Origin of the sequence: Micromonospora sp. URMC 103 (genome assembly GCF_051386435.1) — a bacterium.
GTDB lineage: Bacteria > Actinomycetota > Actinomycetes > Mycobacteriales > Micromonosporaceae > Micromonospora.
Map to the genome: position 1 here is coordinate 464,790 of NZ_JBPQTR010000006.1, position 23,214 is coordinate 488,003.

The 23,214-nt window shown below is 71.2% G+C and carries 19 protein-coding genes; 9 read left to right on the forward strand and 10 right to left on the reverse strand.

The window, feature by feature from the left end; genetic code table 11:
• Positions 1–277: 277 nt before the first annotated feature.
• The 3 genes from ACSNOA_RS28420 to ACSNOA_RS28430 form a co-directional block, all read right to left on the reverse strand.
• A complete protein-coding gene (locus ACSNOA_RS28420; RefSeq protein ID WP_436662851.1) occupies positions 278–1,495 on the reverse strand; it encodes an NADP-dependent isocitrate dehydrogenase in 1,218 nt (405 codons plus the stop codon).
• Between the two features lie 207 nt (positions 1,496–1,702).
• A complete protein-coding gene (gene mdh / locus ACSNOA_RS28425) occupies positions 1,703–2,653 on the reverse strand; it encodes a malate dehydrogenase (protein ID WP_436662852.1) in 951 nt (316 codons plus the stop codon).
• 119 nt (positions 2,654–2,772) lie between these two features.
• A complete protein-coding gene (locus ACSNOA_RS28430) occupies positions 2,773–3,633 on the reverse strand; it encodes a bifunctional methylenetetrahydrofolate dehydrogenase/methenyltetrahydrofolate cyclohydrolase (protein ID WP_436662853.1) in 861 nt (286 codons plus the stop codon).
• Positions 3,634–4,084: 451 nt separating this feature from the next.
• Here ACSNOA_RS28430 and ACSNOA_RS28435 point away from each other — a divergent pair, with 451 nt between their 5' ends.
• The 5 genes from ACSNOA_RS28435 (at position 4,085) to ACSNOA_RS28455 (ending at position 9,899) form a co-directional block, all read left to right on the forward strand.
• Complete coding sequence (locus tag ACSNOA_RS28435) at positions 4,085–5,686, forward strand: peptide ABC transporter substrate-binding protein (RefSeq protein ID WP_436662854.1); 1,602 nt, start codon at positions 4,085–4,087, stop codon at positions 5,684–5,686.
• Between the two features lie 191 nt (positions 5,687–5,877).
• Entirely contained in the window at positions 5,878–6,816 is a 939-nt protein-coding gene (locus ACSNOA_RS28440; protein ID WP_436662855.1) for an ABC transporter permease, read from the forward strand.
• A gap of 72 nt (positions 6,817–6,888) precedes the next feature.
• Entirely contained in the window at positions 6,889–7,842 is a 954-nt protein-coding gene (locus ACSNOA_RS28445; protein WP_436662856.1) for an ABC transporter permease, read from the forward strand.
• 4 nt (positions 7,843–7,846) lie between these two features.
• Positions 7,847–8,884 carry an ABC transporter ATP-binding protein gene (locus ACSNOA_RS28450; RefSeq protein WP_436662857.1) on the forward strand — a complete coding sequence of 346 codons (1,038 nt, stop codon included), beginning with the start codon at positions 7,847–7,849 and terminating at the stop codon, positions 8,882–8,884.
• Entirely contained in the window at positions 8,868–9,899 is a 1,032-nt protein-coding gene (locus tag ACSNOA_RS28455) for an ABC transporter ATP-binding protein (protein ID WP_436662858.1), read from the forward strand. Before ACSNOA_RS28450 ends, ACSNOA_RS28455 begins: the two co-directional genes overlap by 17 nt.
• Positions 9,900–9,980: 81 nt before the next feature.
• On the opposite strand, the gene purH is transcribed toward ACSNOA_RS28455, so the two are convergent.
• Both purH and purN read right to left on the reverse strand, forming a co-directional pair.
• Positions 9,981–11,549 (reverse strand): bifunctional phosphoribosylaminoimidazolecarboxamide formyltransferase/IMP cyclohydrolase, encoded by a 1,569-nt coding sequence (gene purH, locus ACSNOA_RS28460; protein WP_436662859.1) that lies wholly within the window; start codon positions 11,547–11,549, stop codon positions 9,981–9,983.
• Complete coding sequence (gene purN / locus ACSNOA_RS28465) at positions 11,546–12,163, reverse strand: phosphoribosylglycinamide formyltransferase (protein WP_436662860.1); 618 nt, start codon at positions 12,161–12,163, stop codon at positions 11,546–11,548. The genes purH and purN overlap by 4 nt, the downstream gene beginning before the upstream one ends.
• Before the next feature lie 147 nt (positions 12,164–12,310).
• On the opposite strand from purN, the gene ACSNOA_RS28470 reads away from it, so the two are divergent.
• Positions 12,311–12,607 carry a CD225/dispanin family protein gene (locus ACSNOA_RS28470; protein WP_436662861.1) on the forward strand — a complete coding sequence of 99 codons (297 nt, stop codon included), beginning with the start codon at positions 12,311–12,313 and terminating at the stop codon, positions 12,605–12,607.
• A gap of 28 nt (positions 12,608–12,635) precedes the next feature.
• Positions 12,636–13,184, forward strand: a complete 549-nt coding sequence (locus tag ACSNOA_RS28475) for a DUF4190 domain-containing protein (protein WP_436662862.1) — start codon at positions 12,636–12,638, stop codon at positions 13,182–13,184.
• 76 nt (positions 13,185–13,260) lie between these two features.
• Here ACSNOA_RS28475 and ACSNOA_RS28480 read toward each other — a convergent pair whose 3' ends face one another.
• The 4 genes from ACSNOA_RS28480 to ACSNOA_RS28495 form a co-directional block, all read right to left on the reverse strand.
• Positions 13,261–14,553 carry a cell division protein PerM gene (locus tag ACSNOA_RS28480; protein WP_436662863.1) on the reverse strand — a complete coding sequence of 431 codons (1,293 nt, stop codon included), beginning with the start codon at positions 14,551–14,553 and terminating at the stop codon, positions 13,261–13,263.
• 161 nt (positions 14,554–14,714) lie between these two features.
• Entirely contained in the window at positions 14,715–15,602 is an 888-nt protein-coding gene (gene sucD / locus ACSNOA_RS28485; protein WP_436662864.1) for a succinate--CoA ligase subunit alpha, read from the reverse strand.
• 2 nt (positions 15,603–15,604) lie between these two features.
• A complete protein-coding gene (gene sucC, locus ACSNOA_RS28490; RefSeq protein ID WP_436662865.1) occupies positions 15,605–16,783 on the reverse strand; it encodes an ADP-forming succinate--CoA ligase subunit beta in 1,179 nt (392 codons plus the stop codon).
• A 448-nt stretch (positions 16,784–17,231) separates the two neighbouring features.
• Positions 17,232–17,636 carry a cobalamin B12-binding domain-containing protein gene (locus tag ACSNOA_RS28495; protein ID WP_436662866.1) on the reverse strand — a complete coding sequence of 135 codons (405 nt, stop codon included), beginning with the start codon at positions 17,634–17,636 and terminating at the stop codon, positions 17,232–17,234.
• A 439-nt stretch (positions 17,637–18,075) separates the two neighbouring features.
• On the opposite strand from ACSNOA_RS28495, the gene ACSNOA_RS28500 reads away from it, so the two are divergent.
• Entirely contained in the window at positions 18,076–18,786 is a 711-nt protein-coding gene (locus ACSNOA_RS28500; protein WP_436662867.1) for a M23 family metallopeptidase, read from the forward strand.
• Between the two features lie 273 nt (positions 18,787–19,059).
• Complete coding sequence (locus tag ACSNOA_RS28505; protein WP_436662869.1) at positions 19,060–19,839, forward strand: M23 family metallopeptidase; 780 nt, start codon at positions 19,060–19,062, stop codon at positions 19,837–19,839.
• Positions 19,840–20,793: 954 nt separating this feature from the next.
• Here ACSNOA_RS28505 and pcrA read toward each other — a convergent pair.
• Positions 20,794–23,199, reverse strand: coding sequence for a DNA helicase PcrA (gene pcrA / locus ACSNOA_RS28510; RefSeq protein WP_436662870.1), 2,406 nt, complete (start codon positions 23,197–23,199; stop codon positions 20,794–20,796).
• Positions 23,200–23,214: the final 15 nt, after the last annotated feature.

Sequence of the window (23,214 nt, forward strand, 5' to 3'; positions counted from 1 at the left end):
GGCCCGGCGGGAAGGAAGTGGGGCCGGACAGGGCGCGGGGGGCCCGGGACAGGGCCCCCCGCAGGGAAGGGACGGCTGGCTGTGCACGACAGCCGGGAAGGCTGGCTGGTCGGCACGAGTGCCGCGCGGCTACCGCGGTCAACCTTCCTGGACGCGACTGGCATCTCGTCCACCCTGGTCAACGAGGCGCGCCGGGTCGGGTGACGGAGAACGCTCCCAGGGAACGAACGGGGCCCGCCGGCAGCTGCCGGCGGGCCCGTACGTGTGCTGGCGAGGATCAGGCGGCGAGCTTGCGCGCCAGGTTCTCGTCGAGCGCGTTCATGAACTCGTCGGTGGTGAGCCACGGGGCGTCCCGGCCGATGAGCAGCGCGAGGTCCTTGGTCATCTGGCCGCCCTCGACGGTCTCGACGATGACCTTCTCCAGCGTGTCGGCGAACTCGGTGACCGCCGGCGTGCCGTCCAGCTTGCCCCGGTGGGCGAGGCCACGGGTCCAGGCGTAGATCGACGCGATCGGGTTGGTCGAGGTCTTCTCACCCTTCTGCCACTGCCGGTAGTGCCGGGTGACCGTGCCGTGCGCGGCCTCGGCCTCGACGGTGCGGCCGTCCGGGGTCATGAGCACCGAGGTCATGAGGCCGAGCGAGCCGAAGCCCTGGGCCACGGTGTCGGACTGCACGTCGCCGTCGTAGTTCTTGGCGGCCCAGACGAAGCCGCCCTCCCACTTCAGCGCGGCGGCGACCATGTCGTCGATCAGCCGGTGCTCGTACGTGATGCCGGCGGCCTCGAAGTCCGCCTTGAACTCGTTCTCGAACACCTCGGCGAAGAGGTCCTTGAACCGGCCGTCGTACGCCTTGAGGATGGTGTTCTTGGTGGACAGGTAGACCGGGTAGTTGCGGTCCAGGCCGTACCGGAACGAGGCGCGGGCGAAGTCCCGGATCGACTCGTCGAAGTTGTACATGCCCATGGCGATGCCGCCGCCGGGGAAGTTGGCGACCTCCATCTCCACCGGCGCCGAGCCGTCGGCCGGGGTGTAGGTGATGGTCACCGTGCCCGGGCCGGGGACCACGAAGTCGGTGGCCTTGTACTGGTCGCCGTGCGCGTGGCGGCCGATGATGATCGGCTTGGTCCAGCCGGGGACCAGTCGGGGCACGTTCGACATGATGATCGGCTCGCGGAAGACGACGCCGCCGAGAATGTTGCGGATGGTGCCGTTCGGCGACCGCCACATCTTCTTGAGGCCGAACTCCTCGACCCGGGCCTCGTCCGGGGTGATCGTCGCGCACTTGACGCCGACGCCGTGCTCCTTGATGGCGTTGGCCGCGTCGACGGTGACCTGGTCGTCGGTCTCGTCGCGGTGCTGGATCGACAGGTCGTAGTAGTGCAGGTCGACGTCGAGGTAGGGCAGGATCAGCTGCTCCCGGATCTGCTTCCAGATGATCCGGGTCATCTCGTCGCCGTCGAGCTCCACGACCGGGTTGTTTACCTTGATCTTCGCCATCGGCCGGCGCTCCTCTCGGGGGACACGTGCTCAAGCAGTACGAGCGTACTGGAACTGGCCGGCGATCCCCACTCGGGCTCCCTCTAGCCGGTGACCTGCCCGGACGAGGCCGCACCCCGCCTCACCCCGGTGGGCCGGGGCCGGGCCGGGACGCGGAAGGGGCGCGCCGGCATCGCCGGCGCGCCCCTTCCGGTGGCTGTGGTCAGCTCACATGTTGGAGATGTCGGCCTGCTTGGAACGGACGGCCTCGGCGGCCTCCTTGAGGCTGGCCAGCTCGTCGGCGTCCAGCTCGGTCTCGACGACCCGCTTGACGCCCTCCGCGCCGATCTCGGCCTCGACGCCGAGGTAGACGCCGGAGATCCCGTACTGACCGTCGACCCAGGCGCAGACCGGCATGACCTCGCCGGAGTCCTCGGCGACCGCCTTGGCCATCCGGGCGGCGGCCGCGGACGGCGCGTAGTACGCCGAACCCGTCTTGAGCAGCGCGACCACCTCGGCGCCACCGTTGCGCGTACGGACCACGAGGTCCTCGATCTGCTCGGCCGGCATGACGTCGCGCAGCGGCTTGCCGTTGACGGTGCTCCGGGACGGCACGGGCACCATGGTGTCGCCGTGCGAGCCGAGGGTGAGCGTCCGCACCGACTTCACGGGAACGTTGAGGGCCTCGGCCACGAAGTTGCTGAACCGGGCGGTGTCCAGCATGCCGGCCTGCCCGAGCACGCGGTTCTTCGGGAACTGGGTGGCGATCTGGGCGAGCGCGGTCATCTCGTCGAGGGGGTTGGAGACCACGATGACCACGGCGTTCGGGGCGTACTTGGCCACGTTCTCGGAGACCTGACGGACGATCTTGGCGTTGGTCTCCAGCAGGTCCATCCGGCTCATGCCCGGCTTCCGGGGCAGGCCAGCGGTGATCACCACGACGTCCGAGCCCTCGATGGCCTCGTAGCCCTCGCCGTTGGGGCCGGTGGTCGCGCCCACCACCTTGGTCTCGAAGCCCTCGATCGACCGCGACTGGTTCAGGTCCAGTGCGATGCCGGCGGGCTTGCCCTCGACGATGTCCGTGATCACGACGGTGTCGAAGACGTCGTACTCGGCCAGGCGCTGTGCGGTGGTGGAGCCGTAGAAGCCGGCCCCGACGACAGTGACCTTCTTACCCATGGTCGTCCCACTCCCTGATACCAGTCGGTTTTCCGGACGGTATCAGCCATCCTGGCACCGATCCGGCCAGGGTCGGACGGTTATGCCGGGACCGGGCGGGCGGGGAGCCCGCGGCGTTCTCAGCCCTGCTCCGCCCGTTCCACCACGTTGGTGAGCAGCATGGCCCGGGTCATGGGGCCGACGCCGCCCGGCATCGGGACCAGCGCGCCGGCCACCTCGGCCACCTCCGAGTCGACGTCACCGGTGTAGCGGCCCTTGCCGTCGGGCCCCACGACGCGGGTGATGCCCACGTCGACGACGGTCGCACCCGGCGTGATCATGTCGGCCGTGAGCAGGCCGGGCACACCGGCCGCCACGATGACGATGTCGGCGGCCCGGGTGTGCGCCGCGAGGTCGAGCGTGCCGGTGTGGCACAGGGTCACCGTGGCGTTCTCGCTGCGGCGGGTGAGCAGCAGGCCGAGCGGGCGGCCGACGGTGTTGCCCCGGCCGACCACGGCGACCTTGGCTCCGCTCAACGCCACGTCGTGACGCCGGAGCAGCTCGACGATGCCGCGTGGCGTGCACGGCAGCGGGCCCGGGTAGCCGAGCACCAGCCGGCCGAGGTTGACCGGGTGCAGGCCGTCGGCGTCCTTCGCCGGGTCGATGAGTTCCAGGACCCGCTGCGTGTCGAGGTGCGCCGGGAGTGGCAGCTGGACGATGTAGCCGTGGCAGGCCGGGTCGGCGTTCAGCTCGGCGAGCACGGCCTCGACCTGCTCCTGGGTGGCGTCCTCGGGCAGCTCGCGACGGATCGACGCGATGCCCACCTCCGCGCAGTCCCGGTGCTTGCCGTTGACGTACGCCTGGGAGCCCGGATCGGACCCCACCAGGACCGTGCCCAGGCCCGGGGTGATGCCGCGTTCGGCCAGAGCCTTGACCCGCGTCCGCAGCTCGTCCTTGATCTCCGCCGCGGTCGCCTTGCCGTCGAGAAGCGTCGCCGTCACGCCCAGATCGTCTCACGTCGGGCGTGCGCCGACCCCCACGACCCCGGTCCGGAACGGGCACGGGGACCGCCTCCGGCGCAGGCATTGGTGACTGTACGTCACATGATGTTCATCACTCTCGGTTGCTGGAATGTGGATTCCATCACGGTCGGACGGGACGGGCAGGCATGGCCCGGATATTCCGGACGAACGCCTGCGGACGGGCACGACAGGTCACGAGCGACCCGCGAAGTACGCCGCAACCCCCCGTGAATCAGCACTTCAGCGCCGAATCCGCCGTGATCGGTTAGCAGGGTGGATGCCGCCCGGCAAGAGCCGTCCGGCCGCTCTGTTACGGAGTCGAAACCGCCTCGTTGCCGAACAAGCGTTGACGACCTACCGTTGCCCGACGTTGCGCAGCGTTACCCAGCGCCGGGCTTGACTGCGCAGTGTGAGGAGATGAGGAGGCTCCATGCGAGTTCGTAGACTCGCCGCCTGGACCGCTCTCCCGCTCGCGGTGACGCTGGGCCTCGCGGCCTGCGGCAGCGGCGGCGGAAGCGGATCGGGCAGCAACGGCTCCGGTGCGGTCAGCATCCAGATCGCCGAGCCGCAGCACCTGGTCCCGACCAACACCACGGAGACCTCGGGCTCCCAGGTGATCTCCGGCCTGTTCGCGCCGCTCGTGGACTACGACGCGCAGAACAAGCCGGTCGAGGTCGCGGCCGAGTCCGTCACGTCGTCCGACAACACCGTCTGGACGATCAAGCTGAAGGACGGCTTCACCTTCCACAACGGTGAGAAGGTCACGTCCGACGACTACATCAACGCCTGGAACTACGGCGCCTACGCGCCGAACGGCCAGGGCGCCAGCTACTTCTTCGACAAGATCGCCGGTTACCAGGACCTTCAGGGCGACAAGCCCAAGGCGAAGACCCTGTCCGGCCTCAAGAAGCTGGACGACCTGACCTTCCAGGTGACGCTTTCCGCGCCGTACACCGACTTCAAGACGATGCTCGGCTACAACGCGTTCTACCCGCTGCCGGAGGCCGCGTTCTCCGCGCCGGGCGTGCTCAAGGACAACTACGAGCAGGCGCCGATCGGCCAGGGCCCGTTCAAGATGAAGGGCGCCTGGCAGCACGACAGCAAGATCGAGGTCGAGCGCTACGACGCGTACCCGCTCGACAAGCCGAAGGTCAAGGACATCGAGTTCCGGATCTACCAGCAGCTCACCGCCGCGTACGCGGACGTGCTGGCGGACAACCTCGACGTGCTGCCGACGATTCCGACCGAGAACCTGAGCACCGCGCCGACCGACCTGGGCGACCGGTACCAGACCAGCCCCATGTCGTCGTTCCAGTTCCTGGCCTTCCCCACGTTCGACAAGGACTACAGCAACCCGGACGTGCGCAAGGCGATCTCGATGGCGATCGACCGGGACGAGATCACCAAGTCGATCTTCAAGAACTCGCAGCAGCCGGCCCGCTCGTTCGTGTCGCCGATCCTGCCGGGCTTCCGTGACGACACCACGGGTGCGGCGGGTCAGTTCAACCCGACCGAGGCCAAGAGCCTGTACCAGGCCGCCAAGGGTCCGTCGAAGATCACCATCTCCTACAACGGCGACGGCGGTCACAAGGACTGGGTGGACGCGACCTGCAACCAGCTCAAGGCCAACCTCGGCGTGGACTGCGTCGGCTCGGCCGAGCCGAAGTTCTCCGACCTGCTCGACAAGGTCGAGAAGAAGCAGCCGGTGGGCCTGTTCCGGATGGGTTGGGTCATGGACTACCCGTCCATGGAGGACTACCTGGGTCCGCTGTACAGCACCAACGGCTCGTCGAACTACTACGGCTACAGCAACAAGGAGTTCGACCGGCTCGTGAAGGAGGGCGCCGCCGCGCCTTCCCAGGAAGAGGCGATCAAGAAGTACCAGCAGGCCGAGGACATCCTGGCCAAGGACATGCCGGTGATCCCGCTCCGCTTCGGGCAGAACGTGTTCGGGCACTCGACGAAGGTCAAGAACGTCGAGATGGACGCTTCCCAGCGCGTCAACCTGGTCAAGATCGAGGCCGCCAGCTGAGCTGACGACCGCGGCACGGGCCACCCGGGGGCGACCCCGGGTGGCCCGGGCACACCCGAACCGCCCGGTCCTCCGCGTCCGGGCCGCTTCCGGCGCCGGCCCCGTGGGCCGGAACCGGTCGGGGATTTTTCCGGTACGACCAGAAAGTCTTCTCGCGACCCCTTCGCATTTTTCCGGAGAGACTGGAAAGTATGTTCCGCTATATCCTGCGGCGACTCCTGCAGATGGTCCTGGCGTTCTTCGGGACCACGCTGATCGTCTATGCGCTCATGTTCGCCGGCCAGAGCGACCCGATCCAGGCCCTTGCGGGCGAGCGCCCGGTGACGGCCGCGCAGCGGGCATACCTGACCGAGAAGTACCACCTCGACCAGACCGGTGTCGGTGGCTTCTTCTACCGCTACTTCGACTACGTCCGGAGCCTGCTCCAGGGCGACCTCGGCCAGTCGCTGACCGGCCGGCAGATCGGCGACATCCTCCAGCAGGCGTGGCCCGTCACGGTGCGGCTGGCCCTCATCGCCCTCGCCGTCGCCGTGGTCTTCGGCGTCACCGCCGGTGTGATCGCCGGCATCCGCCGCGCGAGCATCTTCGACAACTCGACCCTCGTGCTGACGCTGCTCGTGCTGGGCATCCCCACCATCGTGCTGGCGCCCCTCGCGCAGTACTTCCTCGGCGTCAAGTGGCAGCTCTTCCCGCCCACCGCCGGCGCGGAGCCGACTTTCTACGCGCTGCTGCTACCGGGCATCGTGCTCGGTTCCCTCTCGCTGGCCACGGCGCTGCGACTCACCCGCACCTCGGTCGCGGAGAACCTGCGCGCCGACTACGTCCGGACGGCACGGTCGAAGGGCCTCGTCAAGCGGCGCATCGTGAGCGTCCACGTGCTGCGCAACTCGCTCATCCCCGTGGTGACCTTCCTCGGCGTCGAGCTGGGCAACCTCATGAGCGGCGCGATCATCACGGAGGGCGTCTTCAACATCCCCGGCGTGGGCTTCAACCTCTTCCGGGGCATCCGCACGGAGGACGGCCCCCTGGTGGTGGGCTTCGTCAGCGTGCTCGTCGTGGTCTACCTGGTCTCGAACCTGCTGGTGGACGTCCTGTACGCCGTACTCGACCCGAGGATCCGCTATGAGTGAGCGCAGCGAACGAATCATCAACGCAGCGTGCTTGGGCGCTCATGCCGGCACCGAGCGGAGCGAGGTGCAGGCATGAGTGACTTCGAAACGGTGGCGGCGACCGAGAACCAGGCCGCGCGGCGTGGCCCCTCCGGTGAGCCCGGCGCGCCGGACAGGGTCGGCACCCACAAGCCCCGCAGCCTCGCCGGGGACGCGTGGCGCGACCTGCGCCGCAACCCGATCTTCTGGATCTCGCTGGCCCTCGTGACGCTGGTCAGCCTGATGGCCATCGTGCCCGGCCTGTTCGCCTCGAACGACCCGCAGGACTGCCTGCTCTCACGGCAGAACGCCGGCCCGTCCGGTGGCGCCATCTTCGGGTACGACTTCCAGGGCTGCGACACGTACTCCCGCGCGGTCTACGGTTCCCGCGCGTCGCTGCTGGTGGGCGCGCTCTCCGCGCTGTTCACCGGCGTGATCGCGCTGGTGATCGGCATGCTCGCCGGGTACTTCGGCCGCTGGGTGGACGCCGTGCTCTCCCGGGTGATCGACATCGTGCTCGGCATCCCGCTGCTGCTGGCCGCCATCGTGCTGCTCAAGCGGGTGGGCAGCGCCAGCCCGAACGCCCGGATCACCGCTGTCATCTTCGTACTGGCCGTCCTCGGCTGGACGACGGCGGCCCGCGTGGTGCGCTCCTCCGTGATCACCGCGAAGGAGCAGGACTACGTCGCGGCGGCCCGGATGCTCGGCGCCGGTCACGGCCGGATCATGTGGCGGCACATCCTGCCGAACTCGCTGGCACCGGCCATCGTGGTGTTGACCATCGCGCTCGGCTCCTTCATCGCCGCCGAGGCCACGCTCTCCTTCCTGGGCATCGGCCTCAAGGCGCCGACGATCTCGTGGGGCCAGGACATCGACACCGGCCGGATCCACATGCGGGAGTCGGCCACCCCGCTGATCGTCCCGTCGACCTTCCTCGCGTTGACCGTGCTGGCGTTCATCATGCTCGGCGACGCGATCCGTGACGCCTTCGACCCGAAGCTGCGGTGACCCCATGACCCAATCGACCGTCCAACCCACGCCGGCCTCGCCCACACCCGAGGGCGGCCACCTGCTCGAGGTCCGGGACCTGCACGTCGAGTTCCGCACCAACGAGGGCGTCGCCCGGGTGATCAACGGGGTGTCGTACCACCTGGACGCCGGCGAGACGCTCGCCGTGCTCGGCGAGTCCGGGTCCGGCAAGTCCGTGACCGCCCAGGCGATCATGGGCATCCTGGACACCCCGCCGGCGCACATCCGGTCCGGGCAGATCCTCTACCAGGGCCGCGACCTGCTCACCCAGACGGAGGACCAGCGCCGGCAGGTGCGCGGCAAGGAGATCGCGATGATCTTCCAGGACGCGCTCTCCGCGCTGAACCCGGTGTTCCCGGTCGGCTGGCAGATCGGTGAGACGCTGCGCCAGCGCGAGGGGATGTCCCGGGCCGACGCCCGCCGGCGGGCCGTCGAGCTCATGGATCTCGTGAAGATCCCGGCCGCCGCCAAGCGGATCGGCGACTACCCGCACCAGTTCTCCGGTGGCATGCGGCAGCGCGTCATGATCGCCATGGCGCTCGCGCTCAACCCGAAGGTGCTGATCGCCGACGAGCCGACGACCGCGCTCGACGTGACGGTCCAGGCCCAGATCATGGACCTCCTCGCCGACCTGCGCCGCGAGCTCGGCATGGCGATGATCCTGATCACCCACGACCTGGGCGTCGTCGCCGGCGTGGCGGACCGGATCGCGGTCATGTACGCGGGCCGCATCGTCGAGCACGCCGACGTCCGGTCGCTCTACCGGGCGCCGGCGCACCCGTACACCAAGGGCCTGCTGGAGTCGATCCCGCGCCTGGACGTCCGCGGCCAGGAGCTGGCGACGATCAAGGGTCTGCCGCCGAACCTCATGGCGATCCCCTCCGGCTGCCCGTTCCACCCCCGGTGCCCGTACGTGCAGCAGGTCTGCGTCGACGTGGTGCCGAACGACCTGGTCCTCGGCGACGGCCGGACCAGCGCATGCCACTTCGCTCAGGAGGTGCGTGATGACAGCGCCCGCTAGTTCCACCAAGGTCCGCGGCGAGACCCTCCTCGCCGTCGACAACGTGGTGAAGCACTTCCCGATCTCCCAGGGCGTGCTGTTCAAGAAGCAGACCGGCGCGGTCAAGGCCGTCGACGGGGTCAGCTTCGAGCTGCGCCGGGGTGAGACCCTGGGCATCGTCGGCGAGTCCGGCTGCGGCAAGTCGACGCTGGCCCGGCTGCTCATGCGGCTGGAGACGCCGACCTCCGGCCGGGCCACCCTCGAGGGGCGGGACCTGTTCAAGGCCTCCGGCGGCGAGCTGCGCCGGCTGCGGCGCAACATGCAGATGGTCATGCAGGACCCGTACACCTCGCTCAACCCGCGGATGACGGTCGGCGACATCATCGGCGAGCCGTTCGAGATCCACCCGGACGCGGCGCCGAAGGGCAGCCGGCGGAAGCGGGTGCAGGAGCTGCTGGAGGTGGTCGGGCTGAACCCCGAGCACATCAACCGGTACCCGCACCAGTTCTCCGGCGGCCAGCGGCAGCGCATTGGCATCGCCCGGGCTCTCGCCCTGCGTCCGGAGATCATCGTCTGCGACGAGCCGGTGTCGGCCCTCGACGTGTCGATCCAGGCGCAGGTGATCAACCTGCTGGAGCAGCTCCAGGACGAGTTCGGCCTGTCCTACATCTTCATCGCGCACGACCTGTCGGTGGTCCGGCACATCTCCGACCGGGTCGCCGTCATGTACCTCGGCAAGATCGTCGAGATCGGCACCGAGGACGAGATCTACGAGCGCGCCACCCACCCGTACACCCAGGCGCTGCTCTCCGCGGTGCCGGTGCCGGACCCGGAGGTGCGCCACGAGCGGAACATCATTCGCCTGACCGGCGACGTGCCCTCCCCGGCCGACCCGCCGTCGGGCTGCCGGTTCCGCACCCGCTGCTGGAAGGCCCAGGAGGTCTGCGCCCGCGAGGAGCCGCTCACGATCTCCCGCGCCGCCGACCCGCACCCCTCGGCCTGCCACTTCGCCGAGGTCCGTCCCGCCGCGGCCTGACCCGCGCCCCGATCGTCGCCCCGCGCCCGGAGTCCCTGGGGCGCGGGGCGACGCGGTGTCGGCGGCCTCCGTACGCAGGGCTCAGTGGAAGAAGTGGCGGGTCCCGGTGAGGTACATGGTCACGCCGGCCTCCTTGGCCGCCGCGATGACCTCCTCGTCGCGGATGGAGCCGCCGGGCTGCACGATGGCGCGTACGCCGGCCTCGATGAGGATCGTCGGACCGTCGGCGAACGGGAAGAACGCGTCCGAGGCGCAGACCGAGCCGCGGGCCCGCTCGGCACCGGCCCGGCGCACCGCGAGCTGCGCCGAGTCGACCCGGTTGACCTGACCCATGCCGACGCCGACGGTCGCGCCGTCCTTCGCGAGCAGGATCGCGTTGCTCTTCACCGCGCGGACCGCCCGCCAGGCGAAGGCGAGGTCACGCAGCGTCTCCTCGTCGGCCGGGTCACCGGCCGCGAGCCGCCAGCTCGCCGGGTCGTCGCCCGGCGCGTCGATCCGGTCCGCCATCTGCACGAGCACGCCGCCGCCGACCTGCCGCCACTCCGCGGGCTGCGGATTCCACGCCGGGGCGCGCAGCAGCCGGATGTTCTTCTTGGCCCGGAGGATCTCGGTCGCCGCGGCGTCGAACTCCGGCGCCACCACCACCTCGGTGAAGATGTCCGCCACCTGGCGGGCCAGCTCGACGGTCACCGGCCGGTTGACCGCGATGACACCCCCGTACGCCGAGACCGGGTCGCAGGCGTGCGCCTTCCGGTGCGCCTCGGCCACGTCCGCGCCGACCGCGATGCCGCACGGGTTGGCGTGCTTGATGATCGCTACCGCCGGCTGGTCGCCGAAGTCGTTGGCGGCCCGCCACGCGGCGTCCGCGTCGACGTAGTTGTTGTAGGACATCTCCTTGCCGTGCAGCTGCTCGGCCTGGGCGAGCCCGGCCGGCGCGTCGGGGTCGGTGTAGAGCGCGGCCGCCTGGTGAGGGTTCTCTCCGTAGCGCAGCGCCCGCTGCGACCGCAGCGCCAGCCCCGCAAAGGCCGGCCACTCCGGCTCACCGCCCAGCTGCACCGCGCACCAGTTGGCCACCGCCACGTCGTACTCGGCGATGTCGGCGAACGCCCGCGCGGCCAACGCCCGGCGCTGCGTCAGGGTGAAGCCCCCCGCCTCGAGCGCGGCGCGAAGCGCCGGGTACGCCGACGGGTCGGTCACCACGGCGACGGAGGCGTGGTTCTTGGCCGCCGCCCGGACCATCGCCGGACCGCCGATGTCGATCTGCTCCACGCACTCGTCGAGGCTCGCCCCGGAGGCCACCGTGGCCTGGAACGGGTACAGGTTGCTGACCAGCAGGTCGAACGCGGCGACACCCAGCTCGTCGAGCTGGGTGACGTGCGAATCCTTGCGCAGGTCGGCGAGCAGGCCCGCGTGCACCTTGGGGTGCAGGGTCTTGACCCGCCCGTCGAGCACCTCGGGGAAGCCGGTGACCGTCTCCACCGCGGTGACCGGCACGCCGGCGCCGGCGATCGTCGCCGCGGTGCTCCCGGTCGACACGATCTCCACGCCCGCCGCGTGCAGCGCCTGGGCCAGCTCGACCAGGCCGGTCTTGTCGTAGACGCTGACCAGCGCCCGCCTGATCGGGCGACGTGCGTCCTCAGTGGAGCTCACGGGATGGTGACCTTTCTTCCGGTGATGGTCCAGCCGTTGCGGACGAGGCGGCCCACGTGCTCGACGAGCTGGCGCCGCTCGGCCGACTTGATGCGCTCGGTGAGCGACTCCTCGTCGTCGTCGTCCAGCACCGGCACGGCGACCTGCGCGACGATCGGGCCGGTGTCCATGCCGGCGTCGACGAAGAAGAGGGTGGCGCCGGTGACCTTCACGCCGTAGGCGAGGGCGTCGCGCGGGCCGTGGATGCCGGGAAACGCCGGCAGCAGGGTGTTGTGCGTGTTCAGGTACCGGTCGCCGAAGGCGGCCAGGAAGTGCGGCCCGACCAGCTTCAGGAAGCCGGCCGAGACGACCAGGTCGGGCCGGTGCTCGGCGACCTGCGCGGTGAGCGCGCGGTCCCAGTCCTCCCGGGTGTCGTACGCCTTGAGCGGCGCCACGAACGTCGGCACGCCCGCCGCGGCGGCCCGGTCCAGCCCGGCGATCCCGTCCCGGTCGGCGCCGACCGCCACGACCCTCGCGCCGTACGCGGGATCGGTGCTGGCGTCGAGCAGCGCCTGCAGGTTGCTCCCGGATCCGGAGACGAGGACGACGATGCGGGCGGACTCGGGCTCGGTCACCCGGCCACCCTATCGGGCAGGTCAGAGTGACCGACGTCTGGGCGGCGCGCCAACGGCCGACAGTCGGACGGGCGCCGAACCGGTACGCTGCCGCTGCCCCGGGCCCGCGCGTGCCCGCCCCTCGACCACATCGACGACAGGAGCTCCATGCAGCCCGGATATCCGGCACCGCAGCCGCCGCCGATCAACAACAACATGACGATGTCGATCGTCGCCATCTTCCTCTTCTGGCCGCTCGCGATCCCCGCCATCATCAACGCGTCGAAGGTGAACCCGCTCCTCGCGCAGGGCGACTACGCCGGGGCGCACGCCGCGGCGGCCGAGTCGCGGAAATGGTCCAAGTGGGCCCTGATCGTCGGCATCGCGTGGTACGTGGTGGCGATCCTGTGCTGCGCGCTGGGCGGCATCGGCGCGATCATCAGTAACAACACCAGTACGCACTGACCGACCACAGGCAAGGAGCCTCATCGAAATGCAGCCCGGTTACCCCGGTCAGGATCCCCACAACCAGCAGCCCAACCAGGATCCGACCGCCCAGCCGCACGACCCGTACGCGCCGCCGCCGGCCGCGCCCTACGGGCAGCAGCCCACCTCCGGTCAGCCGTACGGGCAGCAGCCCACTTCGGGCCAGCCGTACGGGCAGCAGCCCACCTCGGGCCAGCCGTACGGGCAGCCGTACCAGGACCCGTACGGCCAGCAGCAGCCGTACGGCGGCGCGCCCACGTACCCGAACGCCGGCTACCCCCAGACGGGTGGGCAGAACAACACGCTCGGCCTGGTGTCGATGATCCTCGGTATCGCGTCGATCCCGCTGGTCTGCTGCCTCTACCTGGGCATCCCGGTCGGCATCGCCGGCGTGATCACCGGCTACCTGGCCAAGCAGAAGGCCGACCAGGGGCAGGCCAGCAACGCCGGCCAGGCCAAGGCCGGTCTCATCTGCGGAGCGATCGGCGCGGGCCTGGGCATCCTGGTGCTCATCCTCGGCATCGTCGCCAACGTGAACCTGCCGACCGAGCCCTGATCGACGGCGTACACCAGGGGCGTCCCGCGGTCCGCGGGGCGCCCCTTGCCGTTGCCGGGCGCGGCGAGACGGCGGGTCAGCGCGCGGGCGGGCGGGTGAACGCCCGCGTGGCGGCGGCGCCGAGCAGCGCGCCCACACCCACGACCGCCGTGGTCACGGCGGCCACCTGCCAGGCGACCGGCCCCATCTCGGCGAGGCGACCGCCGCCCAGCGGCCCGCCGGACGCGCGCGCGGCGACCCCGAGCAGCACCCCGGCGACCGGGCCGGCGATCGCCGCCGCGCCGAGCAGCGGCCCCCAGGCCAGCGGCGCCCGCTGGTCGGCCGCGAGCCGCAGCAGCCTCCGCGCGAGCAGCCAGCCGGCGGTCATCCCGGCCAGCACCGGCACCGCGAGCAGCGCGGCGCCCAGCCCGTCGACCGGGCCGCGCGGCAGGCCGGCCAGCAGCGGTACGGCCGGCAGCGCGCCGACGGACACCTCGCTGGTGCGTACCGCGGTGTCGGCGCCGACGGCGAAGCCCGGGCCGAGCAGATAGCTGGTCGACCAGAGGGTGGCGTTGGGCGCGTACGCGAGGCTCACGAGCACGATCCCCGCCTGACCCGCCACCCCCGTGCGGTACGCCCCGATCATGTCGGCCGCGTCGCCGCCACCCGTGGCCACCGCGAGCCCGGCCGCTCCGGCGCCCGCCGCGATCAGCAGCAGGCCCGCGACAAGGCCGGTCCGGAACCCGTCCCGGAGCACCGTCGGGGCCCGGTCGGCGAGCAACGCCGCCACGCCCGTGATGCGCGCGGCACCGGCCAGAGCGGCCAGCGTGCCGATGAGGGCGAAGGCCACGGCGGCGCGGACCGGCGACACGGCGGCGCCGCCCGCGCGGGCGAGCACCGCGGCGAGCACGCCGAGCAGCGCGTAGCCGACACCGACCGCCACCGCGGCGGTGAGCGCCTGGCGCGTCGACCGCCCGCCGCGGGCCCCGATGGCCCGGCTGACGTGCACGCCGGCCCGCGCCAACCGCCAAATCACCAGCGCGGTGAGCGCCAGCGGGGCGAGCCCGAGCGGGCCGGCGTCGGTCGGTAACGGCACGCCGTGGCCGAGCAGCCAGCCGGCCAGCCCGGCGCGCAGCGCGCCGGTGACCGAACCCGCGTCCTCGCTGAGCTGGGCCAGACCGAGCACGACCGCGACCGGCAGGTACGAGGTGAGCGCCGCCCCGGCGGCGGCCACCGCGGCGGCCACGGCCAGCGGCGCCCGCCCGCGCGGGGAGCCGCCGGCGCGGGGAGCCGGAACCCGCCGCTCCCGCGTGGCAGGGGTGACCGGCCGGTCGTCGGCGGCGGTGACCGCACCGGAACGGCGTGGTTGCTCAGGGGTGTCGGGGGACATCGGGATCTACTCTGGCACGTCGCGCCGGTGACGGCAGTCCGATACGGGCTCGCCACGACCGCGAGTCCCGCGATCTCCGGCCCGGGACGACGCCCGGTGCGGTGGAAACGGTCGAGGGGGTCGACCGGATCCGGTCGACCCCCTCACCAGGAACGGTCCACTCAGCCAGCGGACATGATCTCCCGCATCAGGCGGGCCGTCTCGGTCGGCGTCTTGCCGACCTTGACGCCGACCGCCTCGAGCGCGGCCTTCTTCGCGTCGGCCGTGCCGGCCGAGCCGGAGATGATCGCGCCGGCGTGCCCCATGGTCTTGCCGGGCGGCGCCGTGAAGCCGGCGATGTAGCCGACCACCGGCTTGGTGACGTTCGCCTTGATGAACTCCGCGGCCCGCTCCTCCGCGTCGCCGCCGATCTCACCGATCATCACGATGGCGTCGGTGTCCGGGTCGGCCTCGAACGCGGCGAGGGCGTCGATGTGGGTGGTGCCGATGATCGGGTCACCGCCGATGCCGACGCAGGTCGAGAAGCCGATGTCGCGCAGCTCGTACATCATCTGGTAGGTCAGCGTGCCGCTCTTGCTGACGAGGCCGATCCGACCGGAGCCGGTGATGTCGGCCGGGATGATGCCGGCGTTGGAGCCGCCCGGCGAGGCGATGCCGGGGCAGTTCGGCCCGATGATCCGGGTCCGCTCGCCCTTGGCCACGTTGTACGCCCACAGCGCCGCGGTGTCGTGCACCGGCACGCCCTCGGTGATCACGACGGCCAGGTCGATGCCGGCGTCGATCGCCTCGATGGCCGCGGCCTTGGTGAACTGCGGCGGCACGAAGATGACCGTGACGTCGGCCCCGGTCTCCTTCATGGCGTCCGCCACGGTGGCGAAGACCGGCAGCTCGGTGCCGTCGAAGTCGACCGTCTGGCCCGCCTTGCGCGGGTTGACGCCACCGACCACGTTGGTGCCGGCGGCGAGCATGCGCCGGGTGTGCTTGGAACCCTCGGAGCCGGTCATCCCCTGAACGATGACCTTCGAGTCCTTGGTCAGCCAGATTGCCATGATCAGACCCCCGCAGCGGCCAGCTCGGCGGCCCGCTCGGCCGCGCCATCCATCGTGTCGACCCGCTCGATGAGCGGGTTGTTCGCGTCGTCGAGGATCGCCCGGCCGGCCTCGGCGTTGTTGCCGTCGAGCCGGACGACGAGCGGCTTGGTGACCTTCTCGCCGCGCTGCTCGAGCAGGGCGAGCGCCTGCACGATGCCGTTGGCGACCGCGTCGCAGGCGGTGATGCCGCCGAAGACGTTGACGAAGACGCTCTTCACCGACGGGTCGGACAGGACGATCTCCAGCCCGTTCGCCATCACCGCGGCGCTCGCGCCGCCGCCGATGTCGAGGAAGTTGGCCGGCTTGACGCCGCCGTGCCGCTCACCGGCGTACGCGACCACGTCGAGGGTGGACATGACGAGGCCCGCGCCGTTGCCGATGATGCCGACCTCGCCGTCGAGCTTGACGTAGTTGAGGTCCTTCTCCTTGGCGGCCTGCTCCAGCGGGTCCACGGCGGCCTGGTCGACGAGCGCCTCGTGGTCCGGGTGCCGGAACGCGGCGTTCTCGTCGAGGCTCACCTTCGCGTCGAGCAGCAGCAGCTTGCCCTCGCCGGTCTTGGCCAGCGGGTTCACCTCGACGAGCGTGGCGTCCTCGGCGACGAACGCCTTCCACAGCCCGACGGCGACCTCGACGACCTGGTCGGCGACCTCGGCGGGGAAGTTGGCGGCGGTGACGATCTCACGCGCCTTGGCCTCGTCCACCCCGGTGACCGCGTCGATCGGCGCCTTGACGACCTTGTCCGGGGTCTCGGCGGCGACCTGCTCGATGTCCATGCCGCCGGCGACGCTGGCGATGCAGAGGAAGGTGCGGTTCGCCCGGTCGAGCAGGTAGGAGAAGTAGTACTCCTCGGCCACGTCCGCGGTCACCGTGATCATGACCTTGTGGACGGTGTGGCCCTTGATGTCCATGCCCAGGATGTCGGTGGCGCGGGCCACCGTCTCCTCGGCGCCCTCGGCCAGCTTCACGCCGCCGGCCTTGCCCCGGCCACCGACCTTCACCTGCGCCTTGACGACCACCCGGCCGCCGAGGCGTTCGGCGATCGCGCGGGCCTCCTCCGGGGTCGTGGCGACGCCGCCGGCGAGCACGGGCAACCCGTGCCGCTCGAACAGGTCCCGCCCCTGGTACTCGTACAGGTCCACGATTGCGCGTCCCGTCCCGTCTCCGCGGCGCGCCGTCGCGCCGCCACCAGCGTTCAGAAAACAGTTTGACGCCTGTCATCACTTGACACAGGCCATTGGCCGCAGCCTAGCGAGGTGGGCACCGGTGGCAACCGAGCGGGTGCGCGGTGTGCGGTAATGCACAACCGGGCACCGGTCCGCTCCGTTTCCCGGCCCGCGGCCGTCGGCGTCAGCCGTCCGGGGGATGTTGGCGCGGGTGCGTAACCCCTCCGCGGGGCCGTCGTTGAGTCAGGTGTCGGAGCGCTGGTCAAGCGCGATGACGGGAGACGGCCGATGCCCTGTCGGTCGAGGGGTGGCGGCGGGGCATCGTGCATAGAGGGGCCGGACGTGTGAGGGGTGCGTCCGGCCCCTCCCCCGTCTCCGCGTCTCCCGATGACTCCCGCGCGGCGCCGACGACTCTCGCGGGGTGTCAGCCGACCGGCTGCGCGACGTTCTGGCGCACCCACTCCACGATCGACGTGGTGGTGGCGCCCGGCGTGAAGATCTTCGCGACGCCCAGCCGCTCCAGCTCCGGGATGTCGGCGTCCGGGATGATGCCCCCGCCGAAGACCACGATGTCGCGCGCGTCGCGCTCGGCGAGCAGCTCGACCACCCGACGGAAGAGGGTCATGTGCGCGCCGGAGAGGACCGAGAGACCGACCGCGTCCGCGTCCTCCTGGATGGCGGTCTCGACGATCTGCTCCGGGGTTTGGTGCAGGCCGGTGTAGATGACCTCCATGCCGGCGTCGCGCAGGGCGCGGGCGACCACCTTCGCCCCCCGGTCGTGGCCGTCCAGGCCTGGCTTGGCGACGACGACCCGAATACGAGAGCTCATCAGCGCACACCTTTCACCGGCTCCGCGGCCATTCACCTGAACGAACGGTAACCCGGCCGGGCGGGGGCGGGAAATCGGGGCCGGGAACCTTCCCCGGACGGGCGTCCTTCCGCCGCGCCGTCCGTAGTCGCCGACACAGCCGGTGGCCCGTCACCGCTCCGTCAAGCCGGACGAGTCCGCCGCATCGGTAACGCTGGGCGACGAACGGACAGTAAGCAGGGCACCGAACGGCGGCCCGAAGCCTGACAACCACGGACGCAAACGGACAGAACGACACGCCAATTCTGCGGTCTGGCTTGTGACTCCTGTTGCGGTTGGCTAACGTGACCACGGTTGTCATCAGGTCCATGGACGGGTGACGACGTGGCCCGCAGACGTTTCCCGGCGCTTGACCGGGTGTCCGCGAGCCGCATCGGAACCCCGACAACGGAGGGTGTGCGTGCGTCAGCGCCTGTCGTCTGAGCCCGATAGATATCGCGGCCGCCGCCGCGTACCCACCCCACCGCGGAGCCGTTACGCGGCCGTCGTCACGACCGCCTTCGTCGGAGCCGGCGTCGTCGCGCTCGGCGCGGGCGCCCTGCCCGACGCGAAGAGCGTCAACCCGTCGGTCCTCGACGAGCTCCGCCAGGCCTCGATCACCAGCCAGGACGCCGCGGCCCGTGCCGACTCCGCCGACCGCGCCTCCCGCGACAGCGCCCGCGGCGAGGAGGCCACCGAGGCCGACGTCTGGCTGCTTCCCCTCCAGGGCTACGACTTCAGCTCGCCCTACGGCATGCGCTGGGGCGAGCTGCACACCGGCGTCGACCTCGTGGCGCCCGAGGGCACCCCGTACGTGGCGATCCACGACGGCACGGTCACGAAGGCCGGCTGGTTCGGTGGCTACGGGTACGCGGTGATCGTCCAGCACCAGGACGGCAGCGAGGCCATCTACGGGCACTCCTCGGCCGTGAGCGTGCACCAGGGGCAGCAGGTCAAGGCCGGCGACCAGCTCGGTCTCGTGGGCAACACGGGTCACTCCTACGGCTCCCACCTGCACCTCGAGGTGCATGTCAAGGGCGAGCCGGTCGACCCGGTGCCGTGGCTCCAAGAGCGCGGAGTGGACATCAAGCTACAAGTCGAGACGTACTACAACGAGGTAGCCGCGTCCTGACGCTGCGTATCAGTCGTTGACCGCCCGGATCGGCCGATCCGGGCGGTTTTTTCTGCGCCTGAACGGGGCGACGTGACCTGCGACGCACGAGTGAAAGTGACGGACGCCACCACGGTCCAAGATCACTTACCGGGACGGAACGCCTGAGGGTGGTCGAACCGGACAGCGGGTGGCGTCGCACCGGGGCCGGCGCCATGACCCCTCGACCGCGCCGTTCACGGGCCTCACCAGGATCGTTCGGGTCCCACGCCCTCGACACGTGAAGGTCCACCCGTGCAGGAAGACAGCACAACCCAGAACGACCAGCCCGTCGACGCCGGAGTGGTTCGGCACCGGCGTCGGCCGGGCCGTGCCCGGCTCCTCGTCGTCGGGGCGGTCGCCGTGATTGGCATCGGCGTCGCGGGTGCCGCGATCGCCACCTCCGGTAGCGACGACACCCCGGCCCCGGTCTCGCTCGACGCGCAGGCCCGCAACGAGGCCGCCGCCCGCGCCGACCGCGCGGCCCGCGAGTCGAGCGCGCCGGCCACCCCGTCGACCGCGCCGGCCAGCCCCGCGCCGAGCCCGACGAGCGCCAGCCCCTCGCCCTCGGTCACGGCGACCACCGCCAAGCCGAAGCCGAAGCCGAAGCCGAAGAAGACCGTGAAGCCCAAGCCGGGCTGGGTCATCCCGATGCAGGGCGCCAGCATCACCTCCTGCTTCGGTCCGCGCTGGGGCACCCAGCACGCCGGCATCGACTTCGCGATGCCCGCCGGCACGCCGATCCACGCCGCCTTCGGTGGCACCGTCGTGAAGGCCGGCGACGCCGGCGACGGGTACGGCAACTCGGTCTTCATCGACCACGGCAACGGCTACCTGACCCACTACGCCCACCAGAGCCGGCTCATCGTGAGCGTCGGCGACAAGGTCTCCACCGGCCAGGTCATCGGCTACGAGGGCGCGACCGGCGACGCGACCGGCCCTCACCTGCACTTCGAGGTGCACCAGGGTCAGATGTGGAACCAGATCGACCCGGCGCCGTTCCTGCGCGCCCGCGGCATCGACGTGGCCTGCTGACGGCCGTCCGTTCTCATCGAGGATGTCGCCATCGCGCGGCACCTTCGTGGTAGAGCCTGGGCGCCGCGCTACGGCCCGCGACGCGATGGCTTCGTCGGCCTCCTGAGACACCACGGCCGAGCAGGCACCCCTCGACCGATCTCGTTCCCGACGGGATCGTCGACCTCATGTGCCTGCTCGGCCCGGCGGCCGCGCGTCGCGAACAGTCACGCGGCGTTCGTCGTCAGCCGTCACTCGCCTGGTGAACAAAGCGGCCGTCCGGCGCGGCGCCGCCTTTCCCCGTCGCTCGGGTCGGCGGCCTGCTTCCGTGCCACGGACGGCCATCGCGTTGACTCTTCGTATCCTTCAGGGCTCCCTTCAACACCACACCGCGGATCCTTTGCTCTGCACCCACATATGCACCAGTTGCGGAGCGTCACCGGGCGGCCGACGCGCGTTCCGGGGAGCCAGCGCATGCTCCCTGGTCAGCTCGGTGGTGCATCGAGGGGTGCAGAGCAAAGGAGGCGGAGGGGTGATTAGGCCCAGGAGCCTCTCGTTACGCAGGGCGACAGGACGCATATGTGACTGCGAGTAATGGCAGGGCCGCGCGCTCGTAGCGCTCGAAGCCCCCGGCAGCCCCCGGCAGCGGGTCTCCCGTGCCGTCCGCGCCCACGCCCGCCTCGACTCGCACGGCCCCCGGCCGGGGGTTGTACAAGAGATCCGGGATCGCGTGGAGGCGCGTTGCCGGCCCGGCGGCGTCGGCGGTGGTGAAAGCCGTGGGGGGCCGCCGTGGGAGCGGCGGGGCGGTCCGCCGGACGGCAACGCCGGAGCGGCCCCGCCGGGGCGGCCCGCCGGGGCAGCGCCGCCGGGCGACCATCGGTCAGGGGACGTCGGCCATCGACCAGCGGTCGGCGGCCAGGGTGCGCCACCACCCGTCCGGTCCCCGCAGCAGCTTTCCCGTCGATCCTCGGCCGCTCAGAGCTTGTCGATCGGGGCGTGCCGGATCACGAGCCAGAGGGTCTGGTCGCCGAAGTCGATCTGCGCGCGTGCGCCCGGGCCGTGTCCCTCGACGACGATCACCCGACCCATCCCGTAGCGCTGGTGGTTGACCCGGTCGCCGGCGGCCACCTTCGGCGCCTGGGGAAGCTCGCTGGCCGTGGTGAGACGGCTGCCGTCCACGCCGAGCCGTCGCGCCAGCTGCGCGGCCTTCGGCGTACCGCCGGTGAAGCCGCCACGACCGCCGGGCGCGCGGTCCGCGCGGCCCCCGACGCCGCCGCCCCCGCCGGCCCACGAGGTGTACGACCCCTCCGTGCGCTCCCAGCGCACCAGATCCGGCGGCAGTTCCTCGAGGAACCGCGACGGCGGGTTGTAGGCCGGCTGCCCCCACGCCGAGCGGGTGACCGCCCGGGAGAGGTAGAGGCGCTGCCGGGCGCGGGTGATCCCCACGTACGCGAGCCGCCGCTCCTCCTCCAGCTCGCGGGTGTCGCCGAGCGAGCGCAGGTGCGGGAAGACGCCGTCCTCCAGGCCGGTCAGGAAGACCACCGGGAACTCCAGCCCCTTGGCCGTGTGCAGGGTCATGAGGGTGACCACGCCCTGGTGGTCCGGGTCGTCCGTCGGGACCTGGTCGGCGTCGGCGACCAGGGCGACCTGCTCCAGGAAACCGGCCACGGTGGCTCGCTCCCCGTCGGCGCCGGTCGCCTCGATCCGCTCCGTGTACTCCCGGGCCACGCTGACCAGTTCCTGGAGGTTGTCGACGCGGCCCGCGTCCTGCGGGTCGATGCTCTCCTCCAGCTCGGTGAGGTAGCCCGAACGGGTGAGCAGCGCCTCCAACACCTCCTCCGGCGTGCCGGTCTCGGCCAGCTCCCGGGCGCCGTCGAGCAGGGCCACGAAATCGGCGATGCCGTTCGCGGCCCGGGTGGAGATGCCCGGCGCGTCCTTGGCCCGGCGTAGCGCCGCGCCGAACGAGATCCGGTCCCGGGCGGAGAGGGCCTCCACGCACGCCTCGGCCCGGTCGCCGATGCCCCGGCGCGGGGTGTTCAGGATCCGGCGCAGGCTGACGGTGTCGTCGTCGTTGACCACGGCGCGCAGGTAGGCGAGTGCGTCGCGGACCTCCTTGCGCTCGTAGAAGCGCACACCGCCGACCACCTTGTACGGCAGGCCGACCCGGATGAACACCTCCTCGAAGACGCGGGACTGGGCGTTGGTCCGGTAGAAGACGGCCACGTCCCCGGGGCGGGTCTCGTCGGCGTCGACCAGCCGGTCGATCTCCCGCGCCACCCAGTCGGCCTCGGCGTGCTCGGTGTCGGCCACGTAGCCGACGATCTGCTCGCCGGGGCCGGAGTCGCTCCAGAGCCGCTTCGGCTTCCGCGAGGTGTTGCGGTCGATCACGGCGTTGGCCGCGTTGAGGATCGTCTGCGTGGAGCGGTAGTTCTGCTCCAGCAGGATCGTCCGCGCGTCGGTGAAGTCGCGCTCGAACTCGAGGATGTTGCGGATGGTCGCGCCCCGGAACGCGTAGATCGACTGGTCGGCGTCGCCGACCACGCACAGCTCCGCCGGGGGCAGCCCCTCGGTGCCGGAGACCAGCTCCTTGATCAGGACGTACTGGGCGTGGTTGGTGTCCTGGTACTCGTCGACCAGCACGTGCCGGAACCGCCGGCGGTAGGTCTCCGCGACGTGCGGGTGCGACTGGAGCAGGTGCACCGTCGTCATGATCAGGTCGTCGAAGTCCAGCGCGTGGGCCTCGCGCAGCCGGCGCTGGTAGAGCGTGTAGGCCTCGGCGAGGGCCCGCTCGTTGGGGCCCTTCGCCCCGGCCGCGAACGCCTCGGGGTCGACCAGCTCGTTCTTCAGGTTGGAGACCTGGGCGGCCAGCCCGCGCGCCGGATAGCGCTTCGGGTCGAGATCCAGCTCCCGGGTCACCATCTGCATGAGCCGGCGGGAGTCGTCGGCGTCGTAGATGGAGAACGTCGACTTGAGCCCGGCGTGCTCGTGCTCGGCGCGCAGGATGCGTACGCACGCCGAGTGGAACGTCGACACCCACATGAGCCGGGCCCGGGGGCCGACCAGCGCGGCGACCCGCTCCTTCATCTCGCCCGCGGCCTTGTTGGTGAAGGTGATCGCGATGATCTCCCCGGGGTGCACGTCCCGCGCGGCCAACAGGTAGGCGATCCGGTGGGTGAGCACGCGGGTCTTGCCGGAGCCGGCGCCCGCGACGATCAACAGTGGCGAACCGGCGTGGGTCACCGCGTCGCGTTGCGGCCCGTTGAGGCCGGTGAGCAGGGCCTGCGGGTCGAGGCGGCTGCCGGCGGACCCGGGCCGGTGCGGGCGGGCCGACGCGGGCCCGGGCGCGGGCGGGGACGCGGGGAGGTCGAAGAGAGGATGCATCGCACGGCGAGTCTA

Bases quoted from the DNA above. Each gene is read 5' to 3' on its own strand.
- ACSNOA_RS28420 (WP_436662851.1), bottom strand. From the start codon at position 1,495: ATGGCGAAGATCAAGGTAAACAACCCGGTCGTGGAGCTCGACGGCGAC.
- mdh (WP_436662852.1), bottom strand. From the start codon at position 2,653: ATGGGTAAGAAGGTCACTGTCGTCGGGGCCGGCTTCTACGGCTCCACC.
- ACSNOA_RS28435 (WP_436662854.1), top strand. From the start codon at position 4,085: ATGCGAGTTCGTAGACTCGCCGCCTGGACCGCTCTCCCGCTCGCGGTG.
- ACSNOA_RS28440 (WP_436662855.1), top strand. From the start codon at position 5,878: ATGTTCCGCTATATCCTGCGGCGACTCCTGCAGATGGTCCTGGCGTTC.
- ACSNOA_RS28445 (WP_436662856.1), top strand. From the start codon at position 6,889: ATGAGTGACTTCGAAACGGTGGCGGCGACCGAGAACCAGGCCGCGCGG.
- ACSNOA_RS28450 (WP_436662857.1), top strand. From the start codon at position 7,847: ATGACCCAATCGACCGTCCAACCCACGCCGGCCTCGCCCACACCCGAG.
- ACSNOA_RS28455 (WP_436662858.1), top strand. From the start codon at position 8,868: ATGACAGCGCCCGCTAGTTCCACCAAGGTCCGCGGCGAGACCCTCCTC.
- ACSNOA_RS28470 (WP_436662861.1), top strand. From the start codon at position 12,311: ATGCAGCCCGGATATCCGGCACCGCAGCCGCCGCCGATCAACAACAAC.
- ACSNOA_RS28475 (WP_436662862.1), top strand. From the start codon at position 12,636: ATGCAGCCCGGTTACCCCGGTCAGGATCCCCACAACCAGCAGCCCAAC.
- ACSNOA_RS28480 (WP_436662863.1), bottom strand. From the start codon at position 14,553: ATGTCCCCCGACACCCCTGAGCAACCACGCCGTTCCGGTGCGGTCACC.
- sucD (WP_436662864.1), bottom strand. From the start codon at position 15,602: ATGGCAATCTGGCTGACCAAGGACTCGAAGGTCATCGTTCAGGGGATG.
- ACSNOA_RS28495 (WP_436662866.1), bottom strand. From the start codon at position 17,636: ATGAGCTCTCGTATTCGGGTCGTCGTCGCCAAGCCAGGCCTGGACGGC.
- pcrA (WP_436662870.1), bottom strand. From the start codon at position 23,199: ATGCATCCTCTCTTCGACCTCCCCGCGTCCCCGCCCGCGCCCGGGCCC.